Source organism: Actinomyces oris, assembly GCF_001553935.1.
GTDB classification, from domain to species: domain Bacteria; phylum Actinomycetota; class Actinomycetes; order Actinomycetales; family Actinomycetaceae; genus Actinomyces; species Actinomyces oris_A.
The window spans coordinates 1,294,213-1,313,827 of record NZ_CP014232.1 but is presented as its reverse complement, the minus strand read 5'-3'; the positions used below and the strand labels follow the sequence as shown (position 1 = coordinate 1,313,827).

Here is a 19,615-nt window from a genome sequence, read left to right as displayed (position 1 = left end):
GGTGCGGCACACGGTTGAGGAGCCGGCTCGGGGCCGGTGGTGACGCAGGGCGGGCCGTCAGAACTCGATGTCGGAGGCGATGTCCGCGACCGTGTCGACCTGGCCGGCGCCGACCTGTGTGCTGCGCACGCTACCCGCTGACGCCCCCCGACCCCTAGTCGAGCGCGGGGAGCCGACGACGTCGGGGCGGCTCCCGGCAGCCGGGACCCCTGAGCCCGCCGGCCCGGCGGAGCCCCGGGAGGCGGCGGGGGCGCCGGGACCCTCCGGGAGTCGTGCCAGCGCCTGATCCAGGGAACGGCCCAGGACACCGGAGGCCGACTCGGCCAGGGTCAGGCAGCGCGAATCCATCTGCTCGGAGGTCGTGTATCCGCGGCGGCCGGCGGCCGTGCTGCGTCGCCCTTTGCCGGTGCGCACGGTGGGCTCGTTGCGCCCGGCGCGGGTGCGCTGGGGAGCACCCGCGGAGGCGGCCCCCGCTCTCCCGTCCGCCCTGGCACCGGATGACCGGGAGAAGGAGGCGCTGTCTTGGGACTTCTTGCGGAAGCCGACCATGGTGGTCCTTTCGGGAACGGTTCCGAGCGGCGTCGGGCCGCCCGGGGGACGAAGAGCTGACAAGCCGACGGGAGGGCGAAGGAGTCGCGCGATGCGCCGTCGGGCTCGAGCCGTCTGGGCGCCGCCTGCGTGCCAGGCCGGGCGGACGGCGGGTGGGAACGCTAGCGGGGCACCTCGCAGGAGAGCTGGTCGGCGGCGTGGGCCTGCTGGCTCCACAGCTCCTCAGTGAAGGTGTTGTCCAGGATGGAGCGGGCCAGGGGCTCGTCGGGGCGCATGATGTCGCGCACCGTCTGCAGGATGAGCTCGCGGCGGTCCTCGAGGCCCTCCTGGCCCAGGATCTGGGCCGAGCGGCCCAGGCCGCCCATGAAGTTGACGTACTCCATGGCGTGGTACTGGGGGGAGACCTCGTCGGGGCGCAGCTGGTGGGTGCGGGTCTCCAGCGCCTTGCGCACGTCGCGGCGCAGGGCCTCCTGGCCGCCCTGGGAGCGCACGTAGAAGGGCAGCAGCCGGTTCATCATGAGGTGGTGGGCGATGGCGTAGTCGACGTAGTAGAAGAAGGCCAGGCCCACCCCCTCCTCGGCGGCCTGCTCCGACTCGGACTTCTGCCACTCGGCGTAGCAGGTGGTCTTGGCGACCTCCTTGGCCCAGGTGGGCGCGGCCGCCATGGCCTCGGTGGGCTGGAAGGCCACGCGCGACTTGCAGCGCGGGCAGGTGATGAACACCGGCATGTGGTAGAGCTCGGGCAGCGGCACCGGGTCGCCGCACTTGTCGCAGGTGAAGGAGAACTGGGCCTGGCGCCAGTCGGTCATGGCGCGGTTCCACTCCTCGCGGGCCTGCTCGGCGCGGCCGGGGGCGAAGACCTCCTCGATGATGTTGCGCAGGCGCACCTCGAAGCCGCCCACGAGGTTGGCCGCATCCTGGAGGCGGGCGGAGAGCTGACGGTCCTCGTCGATGGACAGGTCGGCGTCGATGTCCAGGAAGGGGGCGAAGTGCTTGGCGAAGACCCGCTGGGCCTTGGTGTGCAGGAACATGATCTGGGCCTCGACCTCCGAGCGGAAGGCGGAGACGGAGGCCGGGTCGGTGATCTGCATCTCCATCGCGGTGCGGGCCGAGCTGACGCCGAACTCCCGGGCGCGAGCCTCCAACCGGTCCAGGTAGGTGCTCAGGCGCTGAGTGAGTGCCTGAAGCCGCCGGTAGTAGCGGACGTAGGCGGACATGTCAGGCTCCTTGCGGTGGAGGATCGGGATTATCACTGAGGAAGGCGCCGATTGCCGAGGAGGGAGACACTCGACCCCGGGGCCGGCGACAACGCCGACACACGAGCCCAGCGCAGAGGCGCCCACGGCTGCCAGCACTGTGGATGCTACTCAACTGGAGACTTCAACTGCGACCTGTTCGTGATCTTTTGGCATCGCCAGGCTCAGCATCCGAGCGCGGCTCCCCCTCGCCATTCCTCCGACGCTATGGCTTCTCGCCCGCCCACAACGGCGGCGCCACACGGGAGAAAAGTCCCGATGTGGCCCGCACCGAAGCAAGCCTGGGAACGTCGATAAGTGATAAGGATCACGGCGTCACTGCGGGCGTGATCCGCCCTGCTGGGACGTGCCGCGAGACCTTTCCGTGATCGACAGGTGGCCCAACGGCTTTGACCCGCGCGGTCGTAGGGTAGGTCGCGAGGTCGTACCCTCTACCCCTCGAACGCGCGGCATAAGGTACGAACGCGACGACGGGTCCAGTGGCGGAGTGGCCCCGGGGTCCTTGCAGCACGGCCCGATGCTGTAGCGACGCCAGCCTCGGCCCGCTCCCGACTCAGGGGCGCTCTACTCCACGAGGTTCGGGATCCACTGGCCAAGGGTTGTGCGTACTGCACGAAGGTCCCACCTACCCCCAGTACCCCCACCCCTCCTCCAGTAGCACCCAACCCTCGTGCATTGTGACCAGACGACGCCAGGCACCACCCGCTCGACTGCGAGCAGCCCCACCAGGCCCTCAGCTGAGCCGATCCCGCGCGTTCGTAGGGAAGTCGGCGCGTTCGCACCCCCGCCCCCTCGAACGCGCGACCTCACGTACGACCGCGACGGCGGGTCCGACAGCTACGCGCCCACACCTTCCACGTCCTTGAGGGCCTTGGTGAGCGCCTCCACCACCCCACGCGCTGCGAGACTGCGGTTCCTCGCACTCAGACGCTTGAGCGCCCACATGAACAGGTCCTCCCGGGAAGCCCACTCCGGGTTCTTAGCACGTGCCTGAGCCATGAGCCCCACCAGCTCGCGCGGGTGGATCTCCTGAATAGAGTCCACATGGTCCAGAGCATTGCGACGGTAGGTCGGAGCCGCGAGCGCATCGTCCCGCGTGGCCCACACGAAGCCGTCCTCGTCGAAGTAGGCGAAGGCTTCGCCCAGGGCCGTCCTGATCGACTCCTCGCGCGATTTGACGGTTCGCGACAGTCCGAAGGCGCGGGAGATCTTGACGTAGAGCCGGCGCCTGGAGATCGGCGCCTCGACCTGGCAGATGGTGGTGGCGACCTCCACGAGTACCTTCTTGGCCTCCGGGTCAGTACCTGCCCGGTTGAGGATCTCCAGGGGGCGTACGCCTGCCGGGCTCCAAGCGGTGTACTCCTGCCCCGGGGCACGCGGGCCGGCAGCAGGCGCCATCGTCTCCCCGTCCACAGGCGCGAGGTCCGGGCCATCAGCCTTCGCATCGTCCTTAATCGGCGGCGCAGCGTCCCCGGCATGGTCAGTCCGCTCCGATTCAAGCACGACGGTTGACACCGTCGGCTGCACCCAGTAGCCGCCGGCTGCCGTGACGAGTCGGGCGACGACGGCCTTCGGATCTGCCACCCATTCGGGCATCCAGACCCGCTCGACCCGCTGCCAGCCCATGGTGTGCAGGACGTCGACCGGCAGCAGGTCGCGGTCGACGACGCCCTCCCGCTTGTTCCACTGCGGCCCGTCGAGCAGGACAGCCACGGCGGGAAGGTCAGGTTGGCCGGCGCGCGCCAGCACGAGGTCGATCTCGAAGGTGGAGTGGCCGACACCGGTGTGGACCGTGAGCCCGGCCGCCTCCAGCGCCTCGGCGATCTCGCGGCGGTGCCAGTTAAGAGGACTCAGCGAGGCCGGCAGGGCCCGTGGGGCCCGTCCTTCAGCGGCCTGGTGGAGGTAGGCACGCAGGTCCTTGACTCCTCGGTGAGACGTGCGCTCGGCGTGCAGGTCCTGAGGGTCAAAGCTGGTGAAGACGATGACCTGCCTGCGGGCCCGGGTAATGGCCACGTTGAGACGACGCTCTCCACCGACGTGGTTGAGCACCCCGAAGTTCAGCGGCAAGTCACCTCGAGAGTTGGCGGCGAAGGTCGCTGAGAACAGGATCGTGTCGCGCTCCTCGCCCTGGACGTTCTCCAGGTTCCTGACGAACAGGCCGTCGCGGGCGTCGAGGGCCTCGATGACTCGGGGCGAGGAAACCTCGCGCAGGCTGTTCTCGATGAGGTCGCGCTGGCGATCGTTGAAGGTGATGACGCCCAGTGAGGGCAGGCGGTCGGGGGATGCCTCGAAGTTCCTGAGCACCTCGTCCACCACTCGTTTGGCCTCGAGGGGGTTCGTGTTCGGAGACGCACCGAAGTGTCGGGCGCGGTCCTCCGGACGGAAGTAGCTGCCCTGGACCCGCCGCAGTGAGATCCCGTGACCGCCTGGGCCGTCGTCGGAACCGGTGGCCATGGTCAGTGGGCTGGGGAAGGTGCGCAGCCGGCCGTCGTAGTAGTGGCGGTTGGAGAAGGCGACGAGGGACTCGTCCCGGCTTCGGTAGTGCCAGGTGAGCCGGCGCTGAAGCAGGCCGCTGTCCAGACAGCGCGCGAGGATGGAGTCGGCCTCGGGCACCTGCTCCCCTCGTGTCTCGCCGGCGCTGGGGGTCGGCGGCATCTGCTTGGGATCGCCGACCACGACCACGCTGCGGCCGCGGCCCATGGCACCGACTGCGTCGGCCACCCGGATCTGGGAGGCCTCATCGAAGACGACGATGTCCACGTAGCGGCGGTTGGCCGGGAAGAACCGGGCCACCGAGTCGGGCGAGACGAGCAGGCAGGGCGTCAGGGCGGTGATGAGGTCGCCGTAGGTGCGGATCAGCTCGCGCACGCTCATGACGCTGCGACGCCGGTTGACCTCGCTGCGCAGCGCCTCGGCATGGGCGGCGGCGCCCTGAAGGACCTGGTCGCGGTGGGCCAGGACGACGTCGAGCAGCTCAGGTGTCAGAGCCCGGCGCAGCTTGTCCAGAGCGGCACGGTAGCGCTCAATGAGCCGATTGTGGGCAGCGGCATCGAAGGTGTCCAGGCCTGTGGCTCGGGCCCGCTCCCCAAGGGCGGACCGAGCCTCGAAGGCCGCCGAATCGGCACGGTCCCCGGATTCTCCGGAGTCCCGGAGCTGGGCGAGCACCTCTCGGGCTCCACTGTAGGAGGGGCCACCCGGAGCCGGCTCGTACAGGCCGCGGCGGTAGGCGTCGAGCTCGGCGCGGATCACTGCCAACTCGGCACGCAGCGCGGCCGGAGTGGAGCAGCCGGCCACCTCACCGGCACCGTCTCCGCACTCTCCTCGCCGCAGGGCCAGGGCGCGGCGCAGAGCTCGGCGGACCTCGGTCGGTTTCATGCCGTTGTCGTGCAGGTTGAGCAGCAGGGCCCCGATGCCGGCCTCCTCGCGCAGGCGGCGGGCGACGACGTCGAGAGCGGACTTCTTCTCGGCGACGAACATGATGGTCCGCCCCGTAGCCAGGGCCCGGAAGATGAGGTTGGAGACGGTCTGGGACTTGCCCGTTCCGGGCGGTCCCTCGACGACGAGACTTCGTCCGGCGACGGCGTCGGCCACGATCCGGGCCTGCGTGGAGTCCGCGGCCAGGGGCAGGTTCTGGGTCGCCTCGTCGATGTCGAGGTCCCTGTCGGCCGGGCCGACCGGGTCCACGAAGTCTTGGCGCCCTCCCGACATGAGGTGGGCGACGAGTGGGTTGGCGGAGATCGTCGGCCAGTGGTCCTCGAGGTCCTTCCACATGCGGTAAGTGGAGAAGCGGAACAGTCCCAGGTGGACCGTGGGGGTGACGACGTCGTCCCAGCCGGCGCGTCGCAGACGGTCGCGTACACCGTCAAGAGTGACCCTCAGGTCGATGCCGTGCTCGTCGAGCTTCGGAGTCCTCAGCTCGGTGAGCTCGATACCGGTGTCCCGCGCGAAGCGGTCCAGGAAGGAGTAGTTGGGCGTGGAGACGCCTGTCTCATCCAGGATGAGCCTGAAGTCGTCTCCGGTGCGCTCGAGGTTGACCGGGATGAGGATGAGCGGGGAGTGCAGGCGGCTACCGTCACTGTCCCAGTGCAAGGTGCCGATGGCCAGGTACAGATTATTGGCACCGGTTTCCTCAACGGCGGTACGGGCGCTGGTGGCCAGGGACTGAAGGCGCTGCACGTACTCGTCCTTGGGTACCAGCTCGACCTCGACGGTTCGTTCCCTCAGGAGCGATTCTGCTCGGACCTGCTCGCGCTGAAGCTCACCGTCGGACAGCCCCGACGGGCGGTATCGCCCGGAGGCGATCGTGATGTATTCCTTGTCATTAACAAGGTCCTCGAACTCACCAATGAGCGCTGGCGGGACGCGCAGCTCCACGGCGTGGCCAGAGGTGCGATTGATGAGGGGGTTGCGCATCGAGAGGTCGAGCAGACTCTTCTGCCAGCTTTGGACGGGCATGGGTACCTTGGAAACGGGCAGATTGTCAGAGTTCATGGAGTTCATGCGGTTCATGGGTGGTGTAGGGATGTGCGTCGACCCGCTCACCCGAATCAGTTGGGTCGACCCGAGCGCCCCGCGCACCGCAGGCCTGTCGATGGGGACGCCGATGACCGCCGGTGGACGGCCGATGCGGGCAGGGGATGCGGATTGCTCCGGCCGACAAGCGCAGATTACAACGGCACTGCGACACGATCGGACGCCACTCATCCCAGGAGCCGCCGTCCCCGCGCGGTCGTAGGGTAGGTCGCGAGGTCGTACCCTCTACCCCTCGAACGCGCGGCATAAGGTACGAACGCGACGACGGGGCTTCCGCACCCGTGTCTTACAGCCGGGCGGTGCGGGCGGAGTCGAGACTCAGGGTGACGCGCGCCCCGGACGCGTGGGGGCGCCGGGTCAGGGCGGTAGCACGGGTAGCACGGGCCGGCTCACGACCCGCCGCCGCATCAGCCTCGACGCCGGACGGCTCAGCCGGCCCGTCCGACCCCACCAGCCCGGCGAGCCGCTCGGGGTCGAGCTCGACCTCGGCCTCCCACTGGCCGCGACGCAGCCGCGAGGCCAGCACGGTGGCCGGCAGAGTGGCCGGCAGGGTGGCCGGCAGGGTCTCCGCTGTCGCCGGCGCCTCCGCCTGCACGGAGCTGCCCCGCTCCCCCGGTTCCCCGGGCTCCCCCTCAGCGGCCTCCACCACGCGCAGCGCGCCGGGGGCGAGGGCAAGGTCGCCGACGACGTCGAAGCCCAGGAACCGCGCCACCTTGCTGCTTGCGGGGTCGGCCCACAGGCGCTGGGGCGTGTCCAGGCGCAGGAGGCGGCCAGCCTCCATAACGCCGACCCGGTCGGCCACGGTCATGGCCTCGTCCTGGTCGTGGGTGACGTAGAGCGCCGTCGTACCGCCCCGACGCAGGATGGTGCGCACGTCGGTGGCCAGCTGCTCGCGCAGGGCCCGGTCCAGGGCGGACAGGGGCTCGTCCAGCAGGAGGAGCCTCGGCGCCGGGGCCAGCGCCCGGGCCAGGGCCACCCGCTGGGCCTGACCGCCGGACAGGGTCGTCACGCGTCGCCGCTCGAAGCCGGGCAGGCCGACGAGCTCGAGCATCTCGCGCACCCGCTCGCCCCGTTGGGCGCGCGGCAGGTCGGTGAGCCCGTAGGCGATATTGCTGCCGACGTCGCGGTGCTCGAAGAGCTGGCCGTCCTGGAACATGAGGCCGAAGCCGCGCTTGTGGACGGGCACGCGCACCATGCTCCGCCCGTCCCAAGCGACCTCGCCGGCGGCCACATCCTCCAGGCCGGCCACCGCGCGCAGCAGGGAGGACTTGCCCGAGCCCGAGGCCCCCAGGAGGGCGACGACCTCCCCGGCGGCCACCTCCAGGTCGACGCCGTCGACGGCGTGCAGGTCCCCGTAGGTCACGGCGAGCCCGCGCACGGACAGGCCCGTCGAAGTACTGGTGTCACTGGCAGTCGGGCTCATGGCCGCTCGCCTCCGTCCGTCCTGGGCCCGCGCGACCGGGCCGCCTTGTTGTTTCCGCCCGTCGCGCCCGCCGCATGCTGGCCGGCATCCGCGGAGGTTGCGCGCTGCGGGGCGGATCGATGCACCGACGCCCCACCGGGCCTCGTCGTCGTACCCGCGCTCCCGCCCCGCCCGGGGCCGAACCGGGTCTGGAGCCACTCGCAGCCGAGCATGACGGCGGTGCTGCCCACCGCCAGGACGACACCCCCGGCCAGCGCCATCCCCTGGTTCTGGGAGCCGGGGCTGCCGATGAGCCGGTAGACGACCACCGGCAGGGTCGGCTCCTGGGGGCGGGCCAGGAACGACGTCGCCCCGAACTCCCCCAGCGACGTCGCCAGGGCGAAGCCGGCCGCCAGCCCGCCGGCGCGCAGCAGCTGGGGGCCGTCCACGGTCGCCAGCACCCGGCCGGGTCCGGCCCCCAGGGCGGCGGCCGCCTCGCGCTGACGCGGATCGATGGCGCGCAGTGCCGGCAGCAGGGTGCGCACCACGAGCGGCACGGCCACGACGGCCTGCGCCAGCGGGAGGATCCACCAGGAGCGGGTCAGGGCCAGCGGCGGGCGCGCCAGGGTGATGAGGAAGCCGAAGCCGACCGTCACGGCGGAGACGCCCAGCGGCAGCATGAAGGCGGCGTCGAGCCCGGTGATGACCCGGGCCAGCGCCCGGCTGCGGGGTCGGCGCGAGACCACCAGGCACACCGCGACCCCCAGGCTCAGGGCGATGGCCGCAGCCGCCACGGCCACGGACACCGAGTTGGCGGCCGCCTCCCACACGGTCACGAGCAGGGAGCTGCGCCCGCCGGTCGAGCCCAGGTCGGTGTAGTTCGCCAGGGTCCAGGCGCCGTCGCGCTGCAGGGAGCGCACCACCAGCACCGCCATCGGCGCCACCAGCAGCCCCCCGACCGTGACCGCGGTGAGCGCGAGCGCGGGGGTGTCGGCGGCCCGCAGCCGCCCGGCGGGCACCTCGGTGCGCAGGCGCAGGCGCGTCTGGGTGGCGGCGCGCGCCCGCTCGGCCACCCACAGGGCCAGGGCGATGACGCCGAGCTGGACCACGGACAGGACGGCGGCGCCCCGCAGGTCGAGGTACTGGGTGGTCAGCCGGTAGATCTCGGTCTCGATGGTGCCGATCCCCACCCCGCCGAGCACGAGGACCACCCCGTAGGCGGTGGCGCAGAACAGGAAGGTCAGGGAGGCGGCTGAGGCGATGGCGGGGGCCAGCGCGGGCAGGGTGACGGTGGCGAAGGCCCGCATCGGCGAGGCCCCCAGCGCCCGGGCGGCCTCCACGGCGCGCGGGTCGAGCCGCGACCACATGGTGCCCACGGTGCGCACCACGAGCCCGTAGTTGAAGAAGGCCAGCGCGGCCACCACCGCGGTCAGCGTCCCGTCCAGGTCCAGGGCCTCCAGGGGCCCGCCGCGGGTGACCAGGGCGTGGAAGGCGACGCCGACGACGACGCTGGGCAGCACGAAGGGCACGGTCACCACCCCGCGCAGCAGGTCGCGGCCGGGGAAGGCGCGCCGGTAGAGGACGAGGGCGCCGGGGATGCCGAGGGCCACGCACACGGCGGTGCCCAGTACCGCCTGGGTGAGGGTCTGGGTGAGGATCCGCCAGGTGCGCTCGCGGGCCAGGACCTCGCCGAAGCCGCTCAGGTCCAGGGCGCCGTCGGGGGCGAGGCCGCGGCCCATGAGCGTGGCCACGGGCCAGGCGAAGAAGACCGCCAGGAAGGCCAGCGGGCCGACGACGGCCAGGGTCCAGCCGGCCCGCTCACCCCAACCGGGCCGGGGGCCGCCGGCGCCCGGCCCGCCGGCTCGCGCGGCGTCGGGCCGGACCGGACCGCCTCCCGAGCTGTCCGCCGAGCGCGGCCCCCCGGCCACCGCCCGAGCCCGGCGGGGCGTCCCGGCGGGCTCAGCGTTCCGGGAGGCTCCGGCGTCGGCTCGCGCGGCGGCGTCGGCGGCCCCTGCGGTCTCCTCACCCGGCGTACTCACTTGCCGACGGCCTCGGTCCAGGTGTTCAGCCACTCCTCGCGGTGGGTGGTGATCTCCTTGGGCTCGACCTTCACCGGCGACTTCGACAGTTGGCCGAACTTGGTGAGGGCCTCGGGCAAGGCGGCGTCGGGCAGGACCGGGTACATGTACATCTGGCCGGGAATGTCCTCCTGGACGGCCTTGGAGAGCATCCACTCCACGAAGGCCTTGCCGCCCTCGGGGTTGGCGGCGCCCTTGAGGACGCCGGCGTACTCGACCTGGCGGAAGGCGGTGTCCAGCAGGGCGGAGGTGGAGCTGGAGCTCTTGTCCTTGGAGACCGTGAAGGAGGGCGAGGAGGCGTAGGACACGACGATGGGGTAGGTGCCCTTGCCGCTGCCGGAGAAGTCGGTCTCATAGGCGGCGCTCCAGTCCTCGGCGATCCGGGCGCCGTTGGCCATGAGCTGCTTCCAGTAGTCGGCGAAGGAGCCGGCGCCGAAGTGGCCGATGGTGGCCAGCAGCCAGGCCATGCCGGGTGAGGAGTTCGTGGGGTTGATGGCCACGAACAGGCCCTTGTACTCGGGCTTGGTGAGGTCCTCGAAGGTGGCCGGGGGCGTCAGGCCCTTGCCGGTGAAGTAGCCGGTGTCGATGTTGAGGCAGACGTCGCCGACGTCGATGGGCGCCAGGGCCGGGGTGTCGGCGACGACATAGCTCTCGGCGCCCTTGGGCAGGGTGACGGTGGCGGAGGTGTCGATAACGCCCTGGTCGAGGGCGCGGGTGGCGTAGGTGTTGTCGATGCCGAAGACGGCGTCGCCCAGGGGGGCGTCCTTGGTCAGGACGAGCTTGTTGACCAGGGCGCCGGCGTCCCCGGAGGTGGCGATCTTGAGGGTGTAGCCGGTCTCGGAGGTGAAGGCCTTCTGGAGGTCCTCCGAGACGTGGAAGGAGTCGTGGGTGACGACGGTGACGGTCTTGGAGTCGGCCTGGGAGCCGGCCTTCTTGCCCTTGCCGCAGGCGGCCAGGCTCAGGCCGACGGCGCCGGCGGCGGTTCCGGCGAGCAGGGCGCGGCGGCTGAGGGCCGGGGTGGGGTGGCCGGGCCGGCCCGAGCGGGGGTTGGACTGGATGCTCATGTGTGCCTCCTGGATGGTTCTCCGGAGGGCCCGGCGACCACCTGCGGCGCGCCGGGGAGATGGTCTCGACTTCCTTCGCCGGTACTAACCGGAGCAGGTTCGAGGGTCTGCGGGTTTCCGCACTCTCAGCGCCGTCGGAGGCGGCCCATCGGCCAGTGGCGGCCGGGCCGACGACGGGGCGCTCCCCTGTCGTTGCAGGTCAACTGTAGTTCGAGGGCACCCACTGACACCAACTCCATCCGGCCCGCGCCACGCACCCGAGCCCTGTCTCACACTCGGGCTCTGCCGCGGCACCGTCCCGCATCGCTGTCCCACGCGTTCGCCTTTCCACATCATCGCCTTTCCGCGTGATCGTAGGGTAATCCTCACGGTCGTACCTTTAACCCTCTGTGTTGTCTCCTCACTTCTGAGACATTTGGGTGTCATGACTTCTGAGACACTGGTTGGGGTTATGACCTGTGAGACGTTCGGGGGCGTCGGGGTGGTAGCGGGATGAGTCGGTAGGGCGGTTTCTTGGTGTCGATGGTGGAGCGGTTGCCTTGCTGCCTCTGGGTGGGTTGGGGCCAGGGCAGGGACACGAAGCGGCGCCCGTCGGGGTCGTAGAGGTCCAGGCGCGTGGTGTACTCGATCAGGGTGACCTCGACGCCGCGCATGGTCTGGCCCAGTGACAGTGCACGGTCCTTGTAGGACACGCACCCGTTGGACATCACGGTGCGTCGGGCGCGGTCCACGGCCTGGTCGGGATCGGCGGGGTCGGGCAGGCTGATGGGGCCGCCACCGGCTGGTAGGCGCTCCAGGTCGATGGGGGCTGGGCTGGCCAGCGCCCTGGGGGTCTGAGCCCATACCCTCAGCGGGGTCAGTGCGACGCCGTGGCCCTGGTGCTGGCGCTCGGTGTTGTAGTAGCTGGTGAAGCGGTCCAGCTCGGCGTTGAGCTCCTCAAGGGTGCTGGCCGGGTGGGCGCGCAGCCAGGCGGCTGCCGGCTGGTGGGAGCGCTCGACCTTGCCCTGGGTCTGAGGGTGGCCCACCCGCCCGCTGATGGGACGCACCCCCAGGGATGCCAGCCACTTCTCGGTGGCTCCCGGGCCAGTGATACGGCTGGTGTTGAACGCCAGCGCGTTGTCCGACAGGATCGCCGCCGGACGCCCCCAGGTGGCGAAGGCCTCCTCAAGGACCATGCGGGCGCCTGCCACGCTCTCACCGCCCCAGCAGGCCCTCAGGGCGGTGATGACCCGCGAGCAGTCGTCAACGACCTGGTAGACGGTCACCAGACGGTCCTCCAGGTGCCATTGGAAGCCGTCGATCTGCCACAGCTCGTTGGCCGCGCTGCGGGTGAAGCGCTTGTACGACGTCCTGGGCCGCTTGCGCGGGGCGGGGACCACCAGGCCGGCTCTGCGTAGGCTGCGGGCGATCGTCGCGCGCGAGGGAGCCGGAACGCTGGCGCCCTGGCTCATCACCCACCACACCGAGGCCGGACCCGCCTCCCGGCCGGCGGCGAGCAGGTCGGCGCGAACCTGGGCGATGCGCTCATCAGTGCCCTGGTCCCACACCCGCGCCGGGTGGCGCGGGGCCCGTGAACGCGGTGTCAGCGCGGCAGCCAGGCCCTCGTGCTCAGCGCGTCGGCGTATCCGGTAGAACGAGGCCCGCGAGATACCCACCTGAGCGCAGAACTCCTCCACGCTCATCCCACTGGTCCTGGAGTCAAAACCTATGACCTGCTCACGACGAGACGGCGAAATCGAGTTACCCATAACCCCAGGCAACCCACCCCACCAGTGTCTCAGATGTCATGACATCCGAAACTCTCAGAAGTCATGAGACAACACAGTACCTTTAACCCTCGACAGCGCGACCTACGGTACGACTGCGCGGGTCCGACGGCCGGTACCCGGCCGGTCCGACCATCTCCCCCCAGGGAGGAGTCGGGGCGCACGCCGTCCTCCGAAGGGTGGAGGGCCGCCTCCCACGAATCGTCCCAACGACGCTCACACCTACCGGCAGCCGCCTCCTAACCTGATCGCATGAGCGCGAGGCGGCACCAGCTGGCCCCGGTTCTATGATGAGCGCCGCCCCATCAGCACCCACCGTCCCGTGCCATGCCGGGAAGGCCCCGCCTTTCCCGCACCCAGGACAAACCCACCCCCTGCACCACGAGAGGAAACCACCCCATGAGCACCCCCTGGTTCCTCCCCGCTCCGCTGGTCGACGTCGCCGCCCTGGCGCTGTGGTGGGGGCTCCTCAGGTTCTCGCGACGCCGCGACAACCGCCGGCTTCGCAACGGACTCCTGTTCCTGCTCTTGGTCGGCACTACGGTCAGAGCACTGCACCACCTGGCCTCCCTCATCCCCGTCCTCACGATCCCGGTGGGTCTGGGCAGCGTCGCCTTCTTCCTGCTCATCGCCCTCATGCCGTTCCTGCTCATGTTCAACGGCGTCGTCCTCATCCGCCGCGAGGGCCGGCGCCTGAGCAACCTGCTGTGCCTGGCGGCCGGCCTGGGACTCATCGCCACGCCGATGGCCGCCGTCGCGCTCGTGGCCACCGGCAGCCCCTGGGCCCTGCTGGTTGCCGCGCTCATGTTCTGCGCCTGCGCTTACCTGGGCGTCTTCCTCCTCATCTTCTTGGGCCAGACGGCAGTGCAGCGAATCTGGGGCGGACGCCGAGCCATGCCGCACCCCGACGTCGTCGTGGTCCATGGCGCCGGCCTCATCAACGGGAAGGTCGGGCCGCTGCTGGGCTCGCGGATCGCCGGAGGCATCGAGGCCTGGCGCGACGAGGAGGGCCTGCGCCCCGGGGTGCCGCTGCTGGTCATGAGCGGCGGGCAGGGCGCCGACGAGCCGACCAGCGAGGCGCGCGCCATGGCCGACTACGCGATCGCCCGTGGCGTCCCGCCTGAGCGGATCCTCCTGGAGGACCGTTCGACGACGACTCGCACGAACATCTCCTACACGCGCGACCTGTTGGCTGAGCGCGGCATGGCGGACCCGCAGGTGCTGCTGATGACGAGCTCCTTCCACGCGGTGCGCACCGCGATCCTGGCCTCCGACATGGGGGTGCCGTGGGCGGTCGCGCCGGCGCGCACGGCCTGGTTCTACATCGTCAACGCCTGGCTGCGTGAGTACGTCGCCGTGCTGACCTACCGGCGCCGCCCAGCCCTGGCCTGCGCCGCCGTTGCCGGGGTCTTCGCCGTGCTGTACGCGCTGCTGGTCCTCGGCGCGCAGACGGGGCATATCGGCTGAGGGAGGCGGCCTTTCCCGCCCAAGAATTTCAGAACGATTGTTCTTGACTAGCCGTTCCAGAACGTCTATTCTGGATTCATGGGACGACGACGCACCTTCATCGAAAGCGAGGCCATCAGCTCCGCCACGGCGGTCTTCGCCGAGCGCGGTTTTGCGGGAGCCTCTGTAGACGATCTGGTTCGGGCCACCGGCGTCAATCGCGCCAGCCTCTACGGGGTCTTCGGCTCCAAGGACGGGCTCTTCCAGCGCTGCCTCACTGAGGCGCTGGCCGCTCTGAGTCCGGCGGCCACCCCCGGCGATTCCACCAACGCCGCAGGGGTGGGACACGAGGAGCTCGACCTGATCCTTGTGGCACTCATGGAGATCGCCCCCGGGGACCCGGCCGTGCGCGAGGCCCTCGAGGTCGCTTTGAGCCGGGCGGGCATCACCGCCGAGGCGCTGGGCCGACGCCTGCTGGTGCGGGCCGGCGCTACGACGTCGACCTTGGCCACAGCGACCGGAAAGACATCAGCCTCACCGCCGACGTAATCCGCTCCAGCCCCGCGCCCACCTGCTAGATCACCAGCTCACTTCCACCCAACCGACCTGCCCGCGAGAGGAGCAGACATCATGAGCCGCAACACCGTCACCATCACCGATACCTCCCTGAGCGTTGAGCCGCACGGGCTGGACAAGATGTGGTCCTACACCTCCCGACTGGAGTTCCCGCTCGCGCACGTACGCGGCGCCACGCACGACCCCGGCCTGCGCCACGAGCCCAAGGGCTGGCGCGGGCCCGGACTGCAGGCCGGCAGCAAACTCTCCGGGACCTTCCACGCCGACGGCACCGCGCAGTTCTGGAACATCTCCGGTTACGAGAACACCCTGGTCGTCACCCTGGAGGACGAGCGCTTCACGCACCTCTACCTCACGGTCGACGACCCCGCAGGCTTGGCCGCACAGATCAACGCCGCCATCCGTCCCGCCCAGGCCTGAGCCCGCCGCCCCATTCAGGCAGGGGCTCGGCATCGCACGCCACGACACCCATCACTCTCCCGCGCGTTCGTGGGGTGGGGCACCGCTTCGAGCCCTGACCCCCGAACGCGCGGCGCACGGCACGACCACCCGGGCCCGGCGGTTGGCGCCACGCGGGCGGGCACCGACTGCACCGTCGGCCCGGGAGCTACCACACGCCCCAACCACCCTCACACACGAAGGGATAGGCCAGCTCCAGCCGACCGACTCAACCAGATTGCTTCAGCCCCACCTTCTTTGCGGACCTCCAGGTTCGCCAGCAGGCGACTCCGACCAAGAGAACCAGCGGCCCGATGACGCCCGTCGCTGAGCCGGCGTTCGTCCACACCGCTATCAAGGGCAGCGGCACGAGGAGAAGCGCGGCACCGACAGCCGCGGCGAAGGACTTTGAGTGAAGCGCCATCAACGCGCAGGCAATGACAGCAGCGGAGGCCAGTGACAAGACTCTTCCCGAACCCGACCAGTTGACAGCAACAAATAGCGCAGCGAAAACAATGACAATGACATACGTCAGTAGGGCACTCACGCTACTGTTCTCTCGCAGCATTCATGCACCCCCATCAAGCAAGCGCGGCGCCTATTCTTCAGCAGGCGAGCCCACCAGCCGTAGATCCCTCGACATCCTGACCATTCGAGGAGGATCAGGAAATTTCCAACACCTCACAAAGGAAGGTAACAGGGCGAACTGACGAGCACAAGGCACCTGCCACTCAGTTTTCTGGAAACCACTGAGGCTTCCCCTGAAACGTCTTAACAATCCAATGCGTTGATGCCATCCGCCCTGCTCGTTCAAGCGCCTGGCGCCACGAGAATCCCCCCACCCGGGCCCGGCAGTTGGCGCCACGCGGGCGGGCACTGGCTGCGCCGTCGGCCCAGGTGCGGCATGATCGGGGCGGAACGGGCCGACACCATCGGTCCGCCGCCAGCACGCAGGTACCCACGACGCCGCCCGACCCGGGCGCAAGGAGGACTCATGAGCGACCAGGACCCCGCCCAGATCGACCAGACCACCGACTTCATGTGGAAGGCGACCGCGGCCGTGGCCACGCTCGCCTCCGGGTTCGTGGCTGAGAAGGTCGTGGCGCTTGGCTGGCGGGCGATCTCCGGCAAGCCGGCCCCGCGCGAGGAGGACCAGGTCCTCAACTACAAGCTGGCCGAGATCGTCACCTTCGCCATCATCTCCGGGGCCACCGTCACCCTGGTGCGTGAGCTCGGACTGCGCCAGGCCGCCAAGTGGTACAGCGCCCGCCGCCCTGACTCCCCCTACGCGCAGCGCGCCATCAGCGCCTGAGGACTCAGTGCCGGCCCCATAGCGGGGTCGGCACACTTTTTTGCGGTCCCGTGTCACGATTGGCGACTTTTCCCGCCCGAGCACCGTTCGCGAGGGACCTCCGCACACTCGGCACCACGGCGTCTTCGCAGGTCAGAGCCAGTCTCCGAGGATCCGGCTTAGCTCGCGGCCGCCGGCCGCGCCCCGAAAAGTCGCCAATCGTGACACTTTTTCCACTGTGGTGCCTCGGCACTCAGACCGCGCCCCTTCCAACTCCCAGTCACCCCCCGGGTAGGCTGGCGGGGAGCGCCAACGGTGTGCCGCGCAGGCGACCTTCCGGGGCGCCTCCGGCCACCTCCCAGCGCTTCCGCCTTTGCCTTCGGAGACCTGAGGAAACCCGCCCCGATGAGTGCCGTGCAGATCGTCTGTGTCGTCATCGTCGTCATCGCCACGACGATCGGTATCGCAGTTTTCGCACGCGCCTGTTTCACTATTGGCGCCCGCATGGCCGTGGGCCGCGCAACCGCACCGCAGCGCCTTCGCCCGGTCGGCAAGCGCCTGGCGCTCACGCTGGGGGCGCTCGTGGGCCACACCGCCTTCAAGGGCCGCCCCTTCATCAAGGCCGCCCACTGGCTGGTCATGGTCTCCTTCCCGCTGCTGTTCCTCACGCTCGTGGCCGGATACGGGCAGGTGCTGGGCGGGCCCGACTTCGCGCTGCCGCTCATCGGGCACGCCGCCTGGTGGGCCTGGGTCGTCGAGATCATCGCTTGGCTGTCCACCTTCGGGATCGTGGGTCTGACGATCCTGCGCTGGCGCCTGACCCGGGCTGGCCGGGCCGCCCCGCCCTACACCCCGGACTCCGACGGCGGTAAGCGTCCGCGCACCTCGCGCTTCGCCGGCTCGTCGTCGGCCCAGGCGAAGTTCGTCGAGGCCACCATCATCGGCGTGGTCGCCTGCGTGCTGGCGCTGCGGATGCTGGAGCACGCCCACCTGGCCGCCTCCCCCGACCCGGCGCAGCAGGCCCTGGCCTCCTGGACGCACTTCCCCCTGACGGCCTGGACCGGCCCGCTGCTCGCACCCGCGAGCGCCGGCGCCCTGGCCAACGCGATTCTCATCGTCGCCACCATCAAGGTGGTGCTGTCGATGACCTGGTTCGTCGTCGTGGGCCTGCAGCCCTCGATGGGTGTGGCCTGGCACCGGTTCCTGGCGATCCTCAACGTCTACGCGCGCCGCGAGGTGGACGGCTCCAAGGCGCTGGGCCCGCTTCAGCCGCTCATGGTCGGCGACGAGCCCCTGACAGAAGCCACCATGGACACGCTGGAGGAGGCCATGGAGGCCGCCGACTCCGGCGAGGGCCCCGAGGTGCGCCTGGGCGTGGGCCGCATCGAGGACTTCACCTGGAAGGGCCTGCTGGACTTCTCCACCTGCACCGAGTGCGGCCGCTGCCAGGACCTGTGCCCGGCGTGGAACACCGGCAAGCCCCTGTCCCCCAAGCTGTTCGTCATGGCGCTGCGCGACCACCACGCGGCGGCCGCCCCCTACCTGCGGGCCGCGAGCGCCCTGGGGGTCGAGCCCGGCGACGTCACCGAGGAGATGGTGGCCTCCCGCCCCACCTCCGGTGGGCTGGTCGGCAAGGCGCTGGGCATGCACGACGGTCTGGCGCGCGAGACGAACCTGGGCCTGGAGCCGGGGACCGCCCACACCGGCGACGTGCTCGGCGCGCTGCTGGCAGCCAAGGCGGCCCCCACCGAGACGGGTGTGGCCACACGGCCGGCGCCCCTGGCCGGGGAGGTCATCCCCGCCGACGTCCTGTGGGCCTGCACCACCTGCGGGGCCTGCGTGGACCAGTGCCCGGTGGACATTGAGCACGTCGACCACGTCGTCGATGTGCGCCGCCAGCAGGTGCTCATGGAGTCGGCCTTCCCCAAGGAGCTCGGCGGCATGTTCCGCAAGATGGAGTCCAAGGGGAACCCGTGGGGGCTGCCGGCGCGCAAGCGCCTGGACTGGGCCAAGAACCTGGACTTCGAGGTGCCGGTCATCGGCGACGACGTCGAGAGCGCCGCGGACGTCGACTACCTGTTCTGGGTGGGTTGCGCCGGCGCCTACGAGGACCGGGCCAAGAAGACGACGCGGGCGGTGGCCGAGCTGCTGCACACCGCGGGGGTGAGCTTCGCGGTCCTCGGCGACGCCGAGACCTGCACCGGCGACCCGGCCCGGCGCGCTGGCAACGAAATCCTCTACCAGATGCTCGCCGCGCAGAACGTGGAGACGCTGGGCGAGGTCGGGGCGCAGCGGATCGTGGTGACCTGCGCGCACTGCTTCAACACGATCTCGCGGGAGTACCCGCAGATCGGGGGCCGCTACGAGGTCGTCCACTACACCCAGCTGCTCAACCGGCTCGTGCGCGAGGGTCGGCTGCGCCCGGCGCCGCCGCAGGCCGCGGGTGGTTCGACGGCGCCCGACGCCCCAGCGGCCTCCGCCGCCCCGGCCACGCCGGCACCCGCCACCGGGCAGGACGGCGACTCACCGGCCGGGGACGCCCCGACGTCGAGCACCGAGGCCGCCGAGCCGCAGGCCGGGGCCCCGGCGGCGCCGTCGGGCGGGGAGACCGCCAGCAAGGCAACGGGCGAGTCGGTCATCCCGACGGTCACCTACCACGACGCCTGCTACCTGGGCCGCCACAACCAGGTCTACTCCCCGCCACGCGAGCTGCTGGAGGCGACCGGCGCGACCACGGTGGAGATGCCGCGCAGCCGTGAGCGGGGCTTCTGCTGCGGGGGCGGCGGGGCGCGCGCCTTCATGGAGGAGACCATCGGGACGCGCATCGCCGTGGAGCGCTCGCGCGAGGCCATCGGCACCGGCGCTCAGGTCATCGCCACGGCCTGCCCCTTCTGCACCACGATGCTCTCCGACGGCGTCGCCTCCGAGGGCGCCGACGTGCGGGTCACGGACGTGGCCACCCTCATGCTGGAGGCCGTGCGCCGCGGCGGGGAGTAGGCGGACGTCGGCCTCACCCCGTGGGCTCGGCCGGGGACACTCCCCTCCCCTCCCACCGGGGACATCACACGCGGTGGGGGACATTCCCCTCCGGCCGGTGACATCCTGCGCGTGCGGGGACCGGATTCCTGTCCCCAAACGCGCGAACCGCACCCGGCCGCACAGAGATGTCCCCGACGGCGTCGATTGTCCCTGTCGATGAGAGGCGGGTCAGGAACT

At 70.5% G+C, this 19,615-nt stretch carries 13 protein-coding genes and 1 riboswitch; of the genes, 5 read left to right on the top strand and 8 right to left on the bottom strand.

The window, feature by feature from the left end; all coding sequences use genetic code 11:
• Nucleotides 1-57 precede the first annotated feature (57 nt).
• The 7 genes from AXE84_RS05475 to AXE84_RS05445 all read right to left on the bottom strand — a co-directional run bounded on the left by AXE84_RS05475 (nt 58) and on the right by AXE84_RS05445 (nt 12,564).
• Entirely contained in the window at nt 58-549 is a 492-nt protein-coding gene (locus tag AXE84_RS05475; protein WP_060957134.1) for a hypothetical protein, read from the bottom strand.
• Nucleotides 550-710: 161 nt separating this feature from the next.
• On the bottom strand, nt 711-1,766 hold the full coding sequence (locus AXE84_RS05470; RefSeq protein ID WP_010614312.1) for a hypothetical protein: 1,056 nt from the start codon (nt 1,764-1,766) through the stop codon (nt 711-713).
• An 876-nt stretch (nt 1,767-2,642) separates the two neighbouring features.
• On the bottom strand, nt 2,643-6,296 hold the full coding sequence (locus tag AXE84_RS05465; RefSeq protein WP_236750169.1) for a DUF3320 domain-containing protein: 3,654 nt from the start codon (nt 6,294-6,296) through the stop codon (nt 2,643-2,645).
• A 328-nt stretch (nt 6,297-6,624) separates the two neighbouring features.
• Nucleotides 6,625-7,761, bottom strand: a complete 1,137-nt coding sequence (locus AXE84_RS05460) for an ABC transporter ATP-binding protein (protein WP_060957132.1) — start codon at nt 7,759-7,761, stop codon at nt 6,625-6,627.
• A complete protein-coding gene (locus AXE84_RS05455) occupies nt 7,758-9,779 on the bottom strand; it encodes an ABC transporter permease (protein ID WP_236750168.1) in 2,022 nt (673 codons plus the stop codon). Before AXE84_RS05455 ends, AXE84_RS05460 begins: the two co-directional genes overlap by 4 nt.
• Nucleotides 9,776-10,882 carry a thiamine ABC transporter substrate-binding protein gene (locus AXE84_RS05450; RefSeq protein WP_060957131.1) on the bottom strand — a complete coding sequence of 369 codons (1,107 nt, stop codon included), beginning with the start codon at nt 10,880-10,882 and terminating at the stop codon, nt 9,776-9,778. Before AXE84_RS05450 ends, AXE84_RS05455 begins: the two co-directional genes overlap by 4 nt.
• Before the next feature lie 53 nt (nt 10,883-10,935).
• Nucleotides 10,936-11,080, bottom strand: a riboswitch (TPP riboswitch).
• Nucleotides 11,081-11,331: 251 nt separating this feature from the next.
• On the bottom strand, nt 11,332-12,564 hold the full coding sequence (locus AXE84_RS05445; RefSeq protein WP_060957130.1) for an integrase core domain-containing protein: 1,233 nt from the start codon (nt 12,562-12,564) through the stop codon (nt 11,332-11,334).
• 483 nt (nt 12,565-13,047) lie between these two features.
• Here AXE84_RS05445 and AXE84_RS05440 point away from each other — a divergent pair, with 483 nt between their 5' ends.
• The 3 genes from AXE84_RS05440 to AXE84_RS05430 all read left to right on the top strand — a co-directional run bounded on the left by AXE84_RS05440 (nt 13,048) and on the right by AXE84_RS05430 (nt 15,090).
• Complete coding sequence (locus AXE84_RS05440; RefSeq protein ID WP_060957129.1) at nt 13,048-14,115, top strand: YdcF family protein; 1,068 nt, start codon at nt 13,048-13,050, stop codon at nt 14,113-14,115.
• Between the two features lie 78 nt (nt 14,116-14,193).
• Nucleotides 14,194-14,643: a TetR/AcrR family transcriptional regulator gene (locus tag AXE84_RS05435; RefSeq protein ID WP_060957128.1), complete on the top strand. Its 450-nt coding sequence runs from the start codon at nt 14,194-14,196 to the stop codon at nt 14,641-14,643.
• An 81-nt stretch (nt 14,644-14,724) separates the two neighbouring features.
• Nucleotides 14,725-15,090 (top strand): hypothetical protein, encoded by a 366-nt coding sequence (locus AXE84_RS05430; protein WP_060957127.1) that lies wholly within the window; start codon nt 14,725-14,727, stop codon nt 15,088-15,090.
• Between the two features lie 247 nt (nt 15,091-15,337).
• Here the strand turns inward: AXE84_RS05430 and AXE84_RS12555 are convergent, their stop codons facing one another.
• Nucleotides 15,338-15,655, bottom strand: a complete 318-nt coding sequence (locus tag AXE84_RS12555) for a hypothetical protein (protein ID WP_236750167.1) — start codon at nt 15,653-15,655, stop codon at nt 15,338-15,340.
• A gap of 447 nt (nt 15,656-16,102) precedes the next feature.
• On the opposite strand from AXE84_RS12555, the gene AXE84_RS05425 reads away from it, so the two are divergent.
• On the top strand, nt 16,103-16,420 hold the full coding sequence (locus tag AXE84_RS05425) for a DUF4235 domain-containing protein (protein WP_010612994.1): 318 nt from the start codon (nt 16,103-16,105) through the stop codon (nt 16,418-16,420).
• 384 nt (nt 16,421-16,804) lie between these two features.
• Nucleotides 16,805-19,396 (top strand): (Fe-S)-binding protein, encoded by a 2,592-nt coding sequence (locus tag AXE84_RS05420; protein WP_060957126.1) that lies wholly within the window; start codon nt 16,805-16,807, stop codon nt 19,394-19,396.
• Nucleotides 19,397-19,615: the final 219 nt, after the last annotated feature.